The organism is Pseudomonas sp. GW821-FHT09D08, from assembly GCF_059416305.1.
The window spans coordinates 380,750-395,116 of the sequence record NZ_JBWKOX010000001.1 but is presented as its reverse complement, the minus strand read 5'-3'; the positions used below and the strand labels follow the sequence as shown (position 1 = coordinate 395,116).

General features: G+C 63.1%; 13 protein-coding genes. 9 read left to right on the top strand and 4 right to left on the bottom strand.

The features are described from left to right. The first annotated feature begins 130 nt into the window (after positions 1-130). Positions 131-2,329: an OsmC domain/YcaO domain-containing protein gene (locus tag AC07OP_RS01610; protein WP_495102592.1), complete on the top strand. Its 2,199-nt coding sequence runs from the start codon at positions 131-133 to the stop codon at positions 2,327-2,329. A 65-nt stretch (positions 2,330-2,394) separates the two neighbouring features. Here the strand turns inward: AC07OP_RS01610 and AC07OP_RS01605 are convergent, their stop codons facing one another. Together AC07OP_RS01605 and AC07OP_RS01600 are read right to left on the bottom strand one after the other, a co-directional pair. Continuing rightward, positions 2,395-3,561 (bottom strand): cystathionine gamma-synthase, encoded by a 1,167-nt coding sequence (locus tag AC07OP_RS01605; protein WP_495102593.1) that lies wholly within the window; start codon positions 3,559-3,561, stop codon positions 2,395-2,397. Beyond that, on the bottom strand, positions 3,558-4,934 hold the full coding sequence (locus AC07OP_RS01600) for a pyridoxal-phosphate dependent enzyme (protein ID WP_141157597.1): 1,377 nt from the start codon (positions 4,932-4,934) through the stop codon (positions 3,558-3,560). Before AC07OP_RS01600 ends, AC07OP_RS01605 begins: the two co-directional genes overlap by 4 nt. 246 nt (positions 4,935-5,180) lie before the next feature. Here AC07OP_RS01600 and atzF point away from each other — a divergent pair, with 246 nt between their 5' ends. The 3 genes from atzF (at position 5,181) to AC07OP_RS01585 (ending at position 8,302) form a co-directional block, all read left to right on the top strand. Then, positions 5,181-6,977, top strand: a complete 1,797-nt coding sequence (gene atzF / locus AC07OP_RS01595; protein WP_495102594.1) for an allophanate hydrolase — start codon at positions 5,181-5,183, stop codon at positions 6,975-6,977. A 2-nt stretch (positions 6,978-6,979) separates the two neighbouring features. Beyond that, on the top strand, positions 6,980-7,681 hold the full coding sequence (locus tag AC07OP_RS01590) for a GntR family transcriptional regulator (RefSeq protein WP_495102595.1): 702 nt from the start codon (positions 6,980-6,982) through the stop codon (positions 7,679-7,681). Positions 7,682-8,086: 405 nt separating this feature from the next. After that, complete coding sequence (locus AC07OP_RS01585) at positions 8,087-8,302, top strand: TOBE domain-containing protein (RefSeq protein WP_003173733.1); 216 nt, start codon at positions 8,087-8,089, stop codon at positions 8,300-8,302. 54 nt (positions 8,303-8,356) lie between these two features. Here AC07OP_RS01585 and AC07OP_RS01580 read toward each other — a convergent pair whose 3' ends face one another. Together AC07OP_RS01580 and AC07OP_RS01575 are read right to left on the bottom strand one after the other, a co-directional pair. Beyond that, positions 8,357-9,502: a MalY/PatB family protein gene (locus AC07OP_RS01580; protein ID WP_495102596.1), complete on the bottom strand. Its 1,146-nt coding sequence runs from the start codon at positions 9,500-9,502 to the stop codon at positions 8,357-8,359. Between the two features lie 78 nt (positions 9,503-9,580). After that, complete coding sequence (locus AC07OP_RS01575) at positions 9,581-10,432, bottom strand: LysR substrate-binding domain-containing protein (RefSeq protein WP_370671275.1); 852 nt, start codon at positions 10,430-10,432, stop codon at positions 9,581-9,583. Positions 10,433-10,675: 243 nt separating this feature from the next. On the opposite strand from AC07OP_RS01575, the gene AC07OP_RS01570 reads away from it, so the two are divergent. From AC07OP_RS01570 to AC07OP_RS01550, 5 genes are read left to right on the top strand one after another with little or no spacing between them, the layout of a single operon-like run. Further along, a complete protein-coding gene (locus tag AC07OP_RS01570) occupies positions 10,676-11,497 on the top strand; it encodes a transporter substrate-binding domain-containing protein (RefSeq protein WP_495102597.1) in 822 nt (273 codons plus the stop codon). A 13-nt stretch (positions 11,498-11,510) separates the two neighbouring features. Then, positions 11,511-12,245 (top strand): amino acid ABC transporter permease, encoded by a 735-nt coding sequence (locus tag AC07OP_RS01565; protein WP_495102598.1) that lies wholly within the window; start codon positions 11,511-11,513, stop codon positions 12,243-12,245. Continuing rightward, positions 12,235-12,918, top strand: a complete 684-nt coding sequence (locus AC07OP_RS01560) for an amino acid ABC transporter permease (protein WP_115486151.1) — start codon at positions 12,235-12,237, stop codon at positions 12,916-12,918. The genes AC07OP_RS01565 and AC07OP_RS01560 overlap by 11 nt, the downstream gene beginning before the upstream one ends. Continuing rightward, entirely contained in the window at positions 12,905-13,729 is an 825-nt protein-coding gene (locus tag AC07OP_RS01555; RefSeq protein ID WP_141155080.1) for an amino acid ABC transporter ATP-binding protein, read from the top strand. The genes AC07OP_RS01560 and AC07OP_RS01555 overlap by 14 nt, the downstream gene beginning before the upstream one ends. Positions 13,730-13,745: 16 nt before the next feature. After that, the gene (locus tag AC07OP_RS01550) at positions 13,746-14,342 is read left to right on the top strand and encodes a cysteine dioxygenase family protein (protein WP_065941315.1); all 597 of its coding nucleotides are present in this window, start codon (positions 13,746-13,748) and stop codon (positions 14,340-14,342) included. Positions 14,343-14,367: the final 25 nt, after the last annotated feature.

Sequence of the window (14,367 nt, the reverse complement as noted above, 5' to 3'; positions counted from 1 at the left end):
GCGGCATTGTGCAGAAGATTAATGCGCATGGCTCATTTCGCCAGCCACTGGTCAAAAGCCTGAAACTTCCCGATGAAAAACCTCATAATGGCGGCCATTTTTGTTTAGCCCGTTATTCTGGTGTGCCCCCATGGAAATCAAGGTCAACTTTCTCGACAACCTCCGGCTTGAAGCCAAGTTCGACGACTTCACGGTGATTGCCGACCAGCCTATTCGCTATAAAGGCGATGGCTCGGCACCGGGGCCGTTCGATTATTTCCTGGCCTCGTCGGCGTTGTGCGCGGCGTACTTCGTCAAGTTGTACTGCAGCACGCGCAACATCCCCACGGACAATATTCGCCTGTCGCAGAACAATATTGTCGATCCGGAAAACCGCTATAACCAGATCTTCAAGATCCAGGTCGAGTTGCCGGCCGATATTTCCGATAAGGACCGCCAGGGCATCCTGCGTTCCATCGACCGTTGCACCGTGAAGAAAGTGGTGCAGGCCGGGCCGCAGTTCGTGATCGAAGAAGTGGACAACCTCGACGCCGATGCCCAGGCCCTGTTGATGCCGGGCGCGGGCAGCGAGGCGGGCACTTATATTGCCGGCAAGGACCTGCCGCTGGAGCAGACTATCGCCAACATGTCCGGGATCCTTGCCGGCCTGGGCATGAAGATCGAGATCGCCTCGTGGCGCAATATCGTGCCGAACGTGTGGTCGCTGCATATCCGCGACGCCCATTCACCGATGTGCTTTACCAACGGCAAGGGCGCGACCAAGGAGGGCGCCCTGGCGTCGGCGTTGGGCGAGTTCATCGAGCGGCTCAACTGCAACTTCTTCTACAACGACCAGTTCTGGGGTGAGGAACTGGCCAACGCGACGTTCGTGCATTACCCGGACGAACGCTGGTTCCAGCCGGGCCCGAATGACGAGCTGCCCGACGAAATCCTCGATGCCTACTGCCTGAAAGTCTACAACCGCGACGGCGAGCTGCGCGGTTCGCACCTGTTCGACACCAACTCCGGCAACGAAGCGCGCGGCATCGTTTCGCTGCCATTCGTGCGCCAGTCGGATGGCGAGGTGGTGTATTTCCCGTCCAACCTGATCGAGAACCTCTACCTCAGCAACGGCATGAGTGCCGGCAACACCCTGGCCGAGGCCCAGGTGCAGTGCCTGTCGGAGATTTTCGAGCGGGCGGTGAAGCGCGAAATCATCGAGGGCGAATTTGCCCTGCCGGACGTGCCGGCTGACGTGCTCGCGAAGTACCCGAGCATCCTGGCGGGTATTGCAGGCCTGGAAGCCCAGGGTTTCCCGGTGCTGGTCAAGGACGCGTCCCTGGGCGGCGAATTCCCGGTGATGTGCGTGACCTTGATGAACCCGCGTACCGGCGGCGTGTTCGCCTCGTTCGGTGCCCACCCGAGCCTGGAGGTGGCGCTGGAACGCAGCCTCACCGAACTGCTGCAAGGCCGCAGCTTCGAAGGCTTGAACGACCTGCCGCAGCCGACCTTCGAAGGCCAGGCGGTGACCGAGCCGAACAACTTCGTCGAGCACTTCATCGACTCCAGCGGTGTGGTGTCGTGGCGCTTCTTCAGCGCCCAATCGGACTACGAATTTGTCGAGTGGGACTTCTCAGGCGAAGGTGAGGACTCCAATGTCCAGGAAGCCGCGACCCTGTTCGGCATCCTCGAAGGCATGGGCAAGGAAGCCTATATGGCGGTGTACGAACACCTCGGTGCAACTGCCTGCCGCATCCTGGTGCCGGACTACTCGGAAATCTACTCGGTGGACGACCTGATCTGGGACAACACCAACAAGGCGCTGTTCTTCCGCGAGGACATCCTCAATCTGCATCGTCTGGACGAAGCTGAACTGCAAGGGTTGGTCGAGCGCCTGATCGAAAGCGAGCTGGACGACTACACCGACATCACCACCCTGATCGGCATCGAGTTCGACGACAACACGGCCTGGGGCCAACTGACTATCCTCGAATTGAAGCTGCTGATCTTCCTCGCCTTGCAGCAGTACGAGGAGGCCAAGGAGTGCGTGGAGATGTTCCTGCAGTACAACGACAACACCGCCGAGCGTGGCCTGTTCTACCAGGCGTTGAATGCGGTGCTGGAGATGGAACTGGACGACGACCTGGAACTGGCGGACTACGAAGCCAACTTCCGCCGCATGTTCGGCAATGAGCGGATGGACGCGGTGATCGGCTCGGTCAACGGCAGTGTGCGCTTCCATGGGCTGACGCCGACCAGCATGAAGCTGGAAGGGCTGGACCGGCATTTGCGCTTGATCGAGAGCTACAAGAAGCTGCATTCGGCGCGTGCCAACATAGTCCAGGTGTAACGCATACCCAATGTGGGAGGGGGCAAGCTCCCTCCCACAGTTGATCTATGTTTTCTGGGGGGGATTTATATCCTGGCCAAGGCCTGGGCGAGGTCCGCCCGTAGATCCTCCACGTCCTCAACCCCCACCGACAACCGCACCAGCCCGTCGCCAATCCCCAACTGCGCACGGGTCGCCGCCGGGATGCTGGCGTGGGTCATGATCGCCGGGTGTTCGATCAGGCTTTCCACACCGCCCAGGCTCTCGGCCAGGGCGAAGAGCTTGACGGTTTCCAGGAAGCGCGTGGCGCCGGCCAGGTCGCTGTTCAAGTCCACCGAGATCATCCCGCCAAACCCGCGCATCTGCCTGCGTGCCAGTTCGTGCTGCGGGTGGGACGCCAGGCCTGGGTAATAGACCCGGGATACCTGCGGTTGCCGTTCCAGCCAGGTGGCGAGGTCGAGGGCGTTGCTGCAATGGCGCTCCATGCGCAGCGCCAGGGTTTTCACGCCGCGCAGGGTGAGGAAGGCGTCGAACGGGCCGGCGATGGCGCCGACCGAGTTTTGCAAAAAGCCCACGCGCTCGGCCAGTTCGGGGTTGTCGCCGACGATGGCGATACCGCCGATCACATCGGAGTGGCCGTTGAGGTATTTGGTGGTGGAGTGCACCACGATGTCGAAACCCAACTCCAGCGGGCGCTGGATCCACGGGCTGGCGAAGGTGTTGTCGGCCACGCAGAGAATGCCGCGGCTGCGGCAGATCCGGGCGATGGCGGCGAGGTCGGTGAGGCTCAGCAGCGGGTTGCTCGGGGTTTCGACCCAGACCATGCGCGTGTCGTCCTGCAAGGACGCTTCGAACGCCGCCACATCACTCAGGTCGACAAAGCTGAAACGGTGCCCGGCACTGCGCTGGCGCACCTTGTCGAACAGGCGGAAGGTGCCGCCGTAGAGGTCGTTGCCGGACACGATATGGGCGCCGGCATCCAGCAACTCCAGCACCGTGGAGATCGCCGCCAGCCCGGACGCGAAGGCAAACGCCTGGCTGCCGCCTTCGAGGTCGGCCACGCAGCGCTCCAGGGCAAACCGCGTGGGGTTGTGGGAGCGGCCGTAGTCGAAGCCCTTGTGTACGCCGGGGCTGTCTTGCAGGTAGGTGGAGTTGGCGTAGATCGGCGGCATCAGCGCGCCCGTGGTCGGGTCGGGTGACTGCCCGGCGTGGATCACACGGGTGGCAAACGCGCTTTTATCGGGCTGGCTCATGCAAGGGATCTCCGCAGGTGGTTGAGCAGGTCGACGCGGGTGATCAGGCCGTGAAAGCCCGCCGCGTCGGCAATGATGGCGACCAGGCCGCGATCCAGTTCAGCCTGCAATTCGGCCAGGCTGGCGCCGGGGGCCAGGGTGTGGACTTTGTCGCTCATGGCGCTGGCGACCATCATGGAGAAGTCCGCCGCATCATGGTGCAGGCCCAGCAGGATGTCGGACTCATCGATCACCCCCACCAGTTCGCGGCCGTCCACCAGCACCGGCAGTTGCGACACGTCCGCCAGGCGCATGCGCTGGAAGGCGGTGAGCAGAGTGTCGTCGGGGCTTACGCTGATCACGCGGCCATCTTCGAAGCGCCGCGCGATCAAGTCGCGCAGGTCGCCGTAGTGCTTGTAGTGCAGCAGGCCCGCATCGGTCATCCATTGGTCGTTGTAGACCTTCGACAGGTAGCGGGTACCGGTGTCGCAAACGAAGGTGACCACGCGCTTGGGCACGGTTTGTTCGCGGCAATAGCGCAGCGCGGCCGCGAACAGAGTGCCGGTGGAGGAACCGCCGAGAATGCCCTCGGCCTTGAGCAGCTGGCGGGCGTGGTCGAAGCTGTCTTCATCGCTGATGGAGTAGGCGTGGCGCACGCTGGACAGGTCGGCAATCGAGGGGATGAAGTCCTCGCCGATGCCTTCCACCGCCCACGAACCGGGTGTTTCCAGCTTGCCGCTGCGGCTGTATTCGGCCATCACCGAACCCACCGGGTCGGCGAGGACCATTTCCAGGTCGGGCTGTACCCGTTTGAAGAAGCGCGTCAGGCCGGTGAGGGTGCCGGCCGAACCGACACCCACCACGATCGCGTCCACGTCGTGTTGGGTCTGTGCCCAGATCTCCGGCGCGGTGCTGGTCTCGTGGGCCAGGGGGTTGGCGGGGTTGTTGAATTGGTCGGCGAAGAAACAGCCGTCAATCTCCTTGGCCAGCCGCGCGGCCATGTCCTGGTAATACTCGGGATGGCCCTTGCCCACATCGGAACGGGTGATATGCACCTCGGCGCCCATGGCCTTGAGGTGCAGCACTTTTTCCGTGGACATCTTGTCGGGCACCACCAGCACCACCCGATAACCTTTCGCCCGGCCCACCAGCGCCAGGCCCAGGCCGGTGTTGCCGGCGGTGGCTTCAATAATGGTGCCGCCGGGGCGCAGGCGGCCGTCGCGTTCGGCAGCGTCGATCATGGCCAGGCCGATGCGGTCCTTGATGGAACCGCCGGGGTTCTGGGATTCAAGCTTGAGGAACAGCGTGCAGGGGCCGGTATCGAAACGGCTGACCCGAACCAGCGGCGTGTTGCCGATCAGTTCGAGTACGGCAGGGCGGGGGAGCGTGGGCATGTCGTCACCTGAAGGCTTAGGGTGGGGGACAGCAAATGGCAGAGCATGGTCTGGAACAGTAGGTCGGTATTGGCGCGGTCGCAACCGAGGGGTCGGTTGAATGTCTTTTTTTGGCGCATGGACGATGCCCGGGTGCGCTATCTAAGCGCACGTTGCGCGGCGATACCTGCGTAATCACTGGCAGAGTGACCTGGCGTGGGCTTTGCTTTAGATAAATCCAAACTTGGATACAAGATGGAGTTTCCCATGCACAACGTTGTTGGCTGGACCCTCGGTGAATGGCAGGCTGCTTACCGCAGCGGCACGATCACGCCGGACATTTTGCTCACCCTGGCCGCGCAATACCCCGCCGAGGACAGCGCCTGGATCGCCCGCGCTCAACCGCAGGCATTGGCCGAGCAACTGGCGCAGTTGAGCGAACGATTGGCAGCCCAGGGCGGCGATATGACCCGGCTGCCGTTGTATGGCGTGCCGTTTGCGATCAAGGACAACATCGATGCGGCCGGCTGGGATACCACTGCCGCCTGTCCCGAATTTGCCTACCGGGCGACGCAGGATGCCTCGGTCGTGCAGAAGCTGCGCGCCGCCGGCGCGATCCTGATGGGCAAGACCAACCTCGATCAGTTCGCCACCGGCCTGGTGGGCACCCGTTCGCCGTATGGCGCGGTGGGCAACAGTTTCAATGGCGATTACGTCAGCGGCGGCTCCAGCTCCGGCTCTGCGTCGGTGGTCGCCCGTGGGCTGGTGGCGTTTTCCCTGGGCACCGACACGGCGGGCTCCGGGCGCGTACCAGCGGGGTTCAACAATATCGTCGGGTTGAAGCCGACCAAGGGGCGTTTGTCCAATACTGGCCTGGTGCCGGCTTGCCGCACGGTGGATTGCGTCTCGGTGTTTGCCTTGACCGTGGAAGATGCCGAGACCGTGGCGCACGTTGCGGCGGGATACGACGCCAGCGATGCCTATTCCCGCGCCAACCCCAACACGGCGCCAGTGGCGGTGGGCGCTTCGATCAAGCTGGCCATCCCGGCGGCCCTGGAGTTTTTCGGCGATACCCAGAACCAGGCCGTGTTCGAACACGCGGTCGAACACTTCAAGGCGCTGGGCGCGGTGATCACCCCGGTGGATTTCACTGCGTTCAAGGAACTGGCGGACCAGCTGTACTTCGGCCCCTGGGTCGCCGAACGCACCGTCGCCCTGGAAAGCATGCTGGACAACCAGCCCGAGGCAATCAACCCGGTGGTGCGCGGCATTGTCGAAAATGGCCGCCAGTACAGCGCCTGCGACGCCTACAAAGCCGAATACCTGCGAGCCGAACTGAGCCGCCGCATCAATGACAGCCTGGCCGGTTTCGATGCCTTGCTGGTGCCGACTTCGCCAACCCTGCGCACCATGGCCGAGATGGCGGAAGAGCCGGTGCGCTACAACTCGCAGTTCGGCTACTACACCAACTTCACCAACCTGGCCGACCTCTCGGCCCTGGCGCTGCCGGCCGGTATCCGCGCCGATGGCTTGCCCAGCGGCATTACCTTGCTCGCACCGGCCTGGCATGACACGGCGCTGGCGCACCTGGGCAAGCGCTGGCAAGCCAGCCTGGAGCTGCCTTTGGGCGCCACCCAGCGCTATCTGCCGTCACCGTCCGCACCCGCCCAAGCCCCCGGCTGCGTGCGCGTGGCGGTGGTGGGTGCACATCTCACCGGCATGCCACTGAATGTCCAACTGACGACGCGTAACGCGGTGCTGGTGGAGCAAACCCTGACGGCCGACACTTACCGCCTGTACGCGCTGCCGGGCACGGTGCCGCCCAAGCCAGGGCTGGCCAAGGCGGACAGCGGTCGGGCGATCATCGTCGAGCTGTGGGACATGCCCCTCGCACGCTTTGGCGAGTTCGTCGCCGAGATCCCCGCGCCGCTGGGGATCGGCAACCTGCTGCTGGCCGATGGGCGCAGCGTCAAAGGCTTTATCTGCGAGCCTTGGGCCCTGGCCGATGCCCTCGACATCACCGAGTTCGGTGGCTGGCGCGCCTTTATTGCGAGCCGGGGCTGAGCATGGGGGCCAAGACACGCCCCGACAGCCTGGCCGAGCAGGTCTACGCGCAGCTCAAGGCGGATATTTTCGACTTCCGCCTGCTGCCGGGCGATCGTTTCAGCGAAGGCGAGGTGGCCGAACGCATGCGCGCCAGCCGCACGCCGGTGCGGCAGGCGCTGTATCGCTTGGAGCGGGAAGGGTATGTGGAGGTGTATTTTCGCAGTGGCTGGCAGGTGAAGCCGTTCGATTTCGCCTACTTCGAAGAGCTCTACGACGTGCGCATCGTATTGGAACTGGCGGCTGTCGGCCGGTTATGTGCGATGGATGAACCGAACCCGATGCTGCAAGCGTTGCAGGCCACCTGGCAGGTGCAGGAGGACGAGCGCCTGGAGGACGCCCAGGCGGTATCGGCGCTGGATGAGCGTTTTCATTGCGCGTTGGTGGAAGCCTCCGGCAACCGTGAAATGGCGCGCATGCACTACGCCATCACGGAGCAGATCCGCATCATCCGGCGGCTCGACTTTACCCAGGCGCCTCGCATTGCGGCGACGTACGAAGAGCATGGGCAAATACTTGCTGCCATCGTGCAACACCAGGCTGACCAGGCGCAGCGCCTGCTAAAACGGCACATCGAACTGAGCAAGCAGGCGGTGCGCGAGATCACGTTGCACCGGTTGCATACGGCCCGACAGGTGGGGGGTGCAGATGTCCTGATGCCCTGAGCTTCTGTGGTGAGCGGGCTTGCCCCGCGCTGGGCTGCGCAGCAGCCCCAATCAGGCTCCCTGTGTTCTGTCAGGTAACCGCAGCGCCTGGTTTTGGGTCTGCTTCGCAGCCCAGCGCGGGGCAAGCCCGCTCACCACGGGTTACGAGTAGTCCTCAGATCACGTGAGCACGTGGCGGTGCGCTCTCGAATGCGTTATTGGGTGAGCCTGCGCAAGCTGTCGGGGCTCGGCAGCTGCTCCTGGAGGAGCAAATCGTTGATCGGCTGTTGGTGCAGCAATAACTTGTATATTTCCATATGGAATAAATAAAGAGTTATATATTCCTTTTAATGTTCTGCGTGATAGCGCACTTTGAAGGCCTGCGCATTCGTGCGGATTGACCCAACAGCCAAAAGGAAAGCCGACATGACCATTAAAGCGATCAACGTGCGCAACCAGTTCAAGGGTGTGATCAAGGAAATCCTGCTGGGGGAGGTTGTGTCCGAAATCGACGTGCAAACCGCGTCCGGCATCGTCACTTCGGTGATCACCACCCGCTCGGTGCGTGACCTGGAGTTGAAGGTGGGCAGCGAAGTAATTGCCTTCGTGAAGTCCACCGAAGTGTCCATCGCCAAGCTGTGAAGCCCACCGGATGTGGGAGCGCTGCTCCCACATTCATAAAGCCTACGACGGCCCTCAGCGCTGTTGCAGCGCACGCTCCATACGTTGCAGACCCTCTTCCAGCAAGGCCCGTGGGCAGCCGAAGTTCAGGCGTACGAACTGTTGGCTGTCGTCACCGAATTCGATCCCCGCACTCAGCCCGACCTTGGCCTGCTCCAGGAAGAACTGCTGTGGGTCGTCCAGGCCCAGGGCGCTGCAGTCCAGCCAGGCGAGGAAGGTGCCTTGCGGCGCATGCATCACCACGCCGGGCAAGCGGGTTTGCACGGCGTCGAGCAGGTAATCGCGGTTGGCTTGCAGGTACTGCTTCAGCGCGTCGAGCCATGCGCCGCACTGGCTGTAGGCGGCGCGGGTGGCTTCCAGGCCCAGGGGGCTGACGCTGTCGACCATGCCGCAGCGGGCCTGGTTGAAGCGTTCGCGAATCTCGGTGTTCTGGATCACCGCAAAGCAGGTCTTCAAACCGGCCACGTTGTAGGCCTTGCTCGCCGACATCAGCGTGATGGTGCGCTGGGCAATCTCAGGGCTGAGGCTGGCGGTGGGGATGTGGCGGCGGCCGTCGAAGCACAGTTCGGCGTGGATTTCGTCGCTGATGATCAGCGCGCCGTTTTCCAGGCAGGCGGTGGCCAGGGCCAGCAGTTCTTCACGGGGGAAGACCTTGCCGATGGGGTTGTGCGGGTTGCTCAGCAGCAGTGCGCCAGCGCCGGTCAGGGCCTCGCGCAGGGCGGGCATTGGCGTGATGTATTCAGCGCCGCGCAATTGGAACGGTACTTCGATACGCGGCAGGTTCCAGTGGCCGGGCGCCAGGCGAATCGGCCGGTAGTTGGGGGTTTGCAGCACCACCGGCTGGCCCGGTTGGACGAAGGCGTGCAGCGCCATGTTGAAACCAGGTTCGACGCCGGGCAGGAACAGCAGGTCGTCGGGCTGCACGCGCCAGGCGTACTTGGCCCACAGGTCGGCCACGATGGCCTCGCGTACATCCGGGCCGGCCACGCTGTAGCCGAGAATCTGCTGGTCGAGGCGCGCGTGCAGGGCCTGCAGCACGGCGGGCGGCGCGGCGATGTCCATGTCGGCGATCCACATCGGCAACACATCGGCCGGGTAGCGATTCCATTTGGTGCTGCCGGTGCCGAGGCGGGGGTGGATCGTATCGAAGTCAAAGCTCATGAAGGGGCTCGTGTCAGGGAGGGCAGGCGGGAATGGCGATGATTCTAACGGGATAAAATCCAGATGCCAGCCCCGTCTTTACAGGCCCTGGCTGCCCCGAATCAAGTCATACGCCTTGCGCGCAATCGGGTTCGCCGTATTCGGCCGAATCCACAGGTAATACGTGACCTCCGGCAACCTCGGCAACCCATCCGTTTCGCCCAGCACGCGCATGTCCGGGCCGAGCATTTCCATGCTGCGCGGCGTCACCCCCAGGCCCGCGCGAGTGGCCGCTTTAATCCCGATCAGGTTCGACGCCAGGTACGCCTGGCGCCAGGGAATATTCGCCCGCTCCAGTGCTTCCAGTGCGTAACGCCGGTAGATGCTCGGCTCATCCACCAGGATCAGCGGCAGCGGCTCGCTGGGCTGGTGAATGTACTGCGCCGAACAGATCCACCACACCGGCGACGTACGCAGCGCAAAGCCTTCCAGGTTCGGGTCGGCGCGGGTGGAAATCACCATGTCCACCTTGCCCCGGTGCAGGTCGTCCATCAGGAACGGACTGCGGCCCACGTCGATCTCCAGGCGCAGGCGCGGCGCCGAGCGGGCGATATGACTGAGGATCGGCGGCAGGATGGTGTCGGCAATATCGTGGGGCGAGCCGATGCGCAGCACACCGCTCAGGCTGCTCTCGCGCAGGGAATTCAATGCATCGTCATTCAGCGCCAGCATCTGCCGCGCATGGCGCAGCAGTTGCAGGCCGGGCTCGGTCAGTTGTTTTTGCCGGCCGCGCTTTTCGAACAGGCTGACCCCCACTTGCTGCTCCAGGCGCTGCATATGCTGGGTCACGGACGACTGGGTGCGCGCCAGGTGCGTGCCGGCTTCGGCGAAACTGTGGTGGTCGACCACGGCGATAAAGGTGCGCAGGAGTTCAAGGTCGAGGGTCGACATGGCCATTTCCAGGGGCGGTTTTATATCAAGGACGTGAAGTTAAACATTACAGATATTTATGCTTTTCTGAAGATTATTTTTGCGTGGGCCAATAAATAAAGGGTTATGCCAAAAACGAAGGCGGGGCAGACACGGCAAGTTATAACGATATGAGATATTTGCATTTCCGTTGCCCCCGTACTCTCCCTAGCATGCCCCTCCATCAGGTCGGGGTACGCCGATCATTCGCCAGGGGGAAGTCCAATGATGTTGAAGAAATGGTTGCCGGTGGCCCTGGGGTCGATGATCGCCCTGGGCGGCAGTGTGGCGGCGCAGGCCGATGCGACCCTGGACAAGATCGAGCAGCGCCATGTGCTGGTGGTGGGCGTGTTGTTGTCCGGCGGGCCGTTTGGCAGCATCGATCCGGCCACGCAGCAGCCCAAGGGCTTGAACGTCGACCTGGCCAATGAGCTGGGCCGTCAACTCAAGGCCGAGGTGCAACTGGTGCCGGTATTGCCGGCCAATCGCGTGCAGTTCCTGCAGCAGGGCAAGGTCGACCTGCTCATCGCCAATATGGAATGGACCGCCGAACGCGGTGAAATTCTCGGCTTCGTGCCGACGCCGTTCTACCGCGTCGGCGGTGCGGCTGCGGTGCTCAAAGACAGCCAGATCACCCGCTGGGAAGACCTCAAGGACCAGCCCGTGTGCACCTCCCAGGGCAGCAGCTACGTCAAGCCGCTGACCGGGTTCGGCGCGCAGCTCAAGGCGTTCAAGAGCTCGTCCGAATCGCTGCTGGCCCTGCGGGGCAACAACTGCGTCGCGGCGGTGCACGACTCTACCCTGATCAACCCGTTGATCAACGACAGTGCCGAATGGAAGGACTACCGCGTCCTCGGCCCGGAACTCAACCCGGCACCGTCTGTGATCTGGAACCGTCGCGGCGAGAATGACACCCAGGCCAGGCTCGATCCGATCGTCAAGGAACTGCACCGCAGCGGCTGGCTGATCGAGGCCCAGACCCGCAACCGCATCAGTCCGGCATCGCCGGCCCTGGTGGAGTTGCAGAAACAGTTCAAGGGCGCCTGAGCCGGCAATGGAGATGAGCCATTGGCTTGAGCTGTGCGTCCATTGGGCCGCCGGCATTGGCCTGAACTACACCTTCCTGCTCGACGCCTATCAGCGCGGCAGCCTGGTCCAGGGCGCGCTGACCACCGGCCTGCTGTGCCTGTTCACCATCCTCGGCAGCCTGCTGGCGGGGATCACGCTGGCGGCGATGCTGACTTCAGGCAACCCGTGGCTGGCCAAGCCGGCGCGGGTGTTTGTGGAGGTCACGCGCAACACGCCGACGCTGGTGCAGCTGTACTGCGCGTTCCTGGTGTTGAACATGCTGCTGACCCAGGCGGTCGGCGCGGCCAACCCGCTCACGCCGTTTGCCTGGGTGGTGATCGTGATCTCGCTGCACAAGGGCGCGTTCCATGCCGAGGCCTTGCGCGCCGGCATAGAAGCGGTGCCGGCCGTGACCCTGGAGGCCGCCAGCTCCCTGGCCTTCAGCCGCCGCCAGTTGCTGTGGAATGTGCAGTTGCCCCTGGCGCTGCGCTTCGCCTTGCCATCGCTGATCAACAACCTGATCGACCTGGTGAAGATGACCGCCGTGGCCTCCGCGATTGCGGTGGGCGATATCACCTACGCAGCGATCATGATCTGGACCCAGAGTGACAACGTGCTGGAGCTGATGCTCCTGATCCTGAGCTTTTTCGGCCTGCTGAGTTTTATCGTCAATTGTGTGGGGCGCTGGCTTGAAGCGCGCCTGAGGATGCCCGGCTATGGCCATTGATTCATTTCCCGTGCTGTCGGCGTTGTGGCAGTGGTCGCCGGCGCTGGTGGCCGGTTTTGGCCAGAACATTCTGATCAGCCTGCTGGCGATCGGCATGGGTTCGGTGCTGGGCCTGTTGATCGGTGCATTGGCATTGTCGCCCCTGGGCTTTGTGGCGCGGCTGTGGGTGCAGGTGTTTCGTAATGCGCCATGGCTGGTGCTGATCTACTTCACCACCTATGTGTTCCCGTTCGAGATCCGGATCGGCAGCAGCTACGTGTCGTTCCCCGATTGGATCAAGGTCACCCTCGGCCTGGCCTTGCCGGCCAGCGCCAATGTCGCGGAAATCTTCCGGGGCGCCATCGGTTCGATCCCCAGCACCCAATGGGAAGCCGCGCGGTCCCTGGCGTTCACCCGTGGCCAGCTGTTTCGCTCGATCATCCTGCCGCAGTGCTTCAAGCGCATGTTGCCGCCGTGGATGAACCTCTACGCGGTGGTCACCATGGGCACCGCGCTGGCCTCGCTGGTGGGTGTGCATGATGTGATCGACACCGCGCAGATCGCCAGCAACACCGTGAACATGACCGGCTTTACCGTGGTGATCTACCTGAGCCTGTTGGTGCTGTTCTTTGCCTACTGCTACCCGATTTCCCGCCTGACCCAACACCTGGAGCGCCGTTATGCCTTCTACTGAACCCCTGGTGAGCCTGCGGGATGTGCACTTGTCGTTCGGCGCCAACCCGGTGCTCAAGGGCATCGACCTCGACGTGCTGCGCGGGCAGGCTGTGTCGATCATCGGCCCGTCGGGCTCGGGCAAATCCACGATCCTGCGATGCATCACCGGGCTGTTGCAGCCCCAGCGCGGCAGCATTCGCGTGGACCAGACCCAGGTCGACAGCCTGGTCCAGGAAGCCCAGCGCATCGAGCTGCGCAAGCGCGTCGGCTTTGTGTTCCAGCAATACAACCTGTTCCCGCACTTGTCGGTGCTGGAAAACCTGGTGATCGCCCCGCGCAAGGTGCTCGGTCGCAGCCGTGCCGATGCGGAAAAAGACGCGCGGGCGCTGCTGGCCAAAGTGCGTATGGAGCACAAGGCCGATGCGTACCCGGGCCAGTTGTCCGGCGGCCAGCAGCAGCGCGTGGCGATTGCCCGCGCCCTGGCGATGCGCCCGGAGCTGATCCTGTTTGACGAAGTGACCTCGGCGCTCGACCCGGAAACCGTCGGCGAAGTGCTGACGGTGATCCGCGAGTTGACCGAAGAGGGCATGACCTGCGTGCTGGTCACCCATGAAATGCGCTTCGCCGAAGAGATCAGCGACGTCGTGTACTTCACCGAAAACGGCGTGATTGTCGAGCATGGCAGCGCCACGCAGATCTTCCAGAACCCGGGCAACGAACGCACCCAGACGTTCCTGCGCCATGCCTTGGGCGATTCGGGGCGCCGTGGCCCCATCCACCATGACCCGTACCTGTTGACCCATTTGAGCCGTTACAGCCTGTCAGTCTGATAAGAGGAAAACCGTGATGAGCAACGCAAACCGTGCCGCCGTGATCGAGGCGTTTTTGCAGCAGATCCGCGTCATCAACCAGCGCGGCGTAGACCGCGCGGCCCTGGTGGACATCGTCGGCCTGCTGGAGCAATTGGCCGAGCGCCGCGACCTGTTCAACTTCGAGGCATTCCCCGCACCTGTGCCAGGGCAGGGCAGCACCGCGTTCCGCTATCGCCTGAACGACGACGGCGATACGCCGACCCTGTACCTCAACTCGCTGTTGCCGGGCAAAAGCACGCTGCCGCACAACCATGAGACCTGGGCGATCATCAGCGCGGTGGAGGGCCAGGAGATCAACTACGTCTATGCACGCAATGATGAAGGTCGCGAGCCGGGCTTCACCACCCTGAGCCTGGAGAAAGAAGTAATTGTGCAGCCGGGCACGTCGATCTCGTTCCTCGGTGAAGACCTGCATGGCATCAAGGTTGAAGGTGAGCAGGCAACGTTGCATTTCCACCTGTATGGCTTGCCGCTGGAATCCCTCAATGGCCGCTACGGCGTGGACGCGGACGGCCGCATCCTCAACTACAACGCCTCGCAGATGGCGCCGTCGATCAAGGCTTATGCCTGAAGCGTTGCAGCCACTTTTCTCTTAA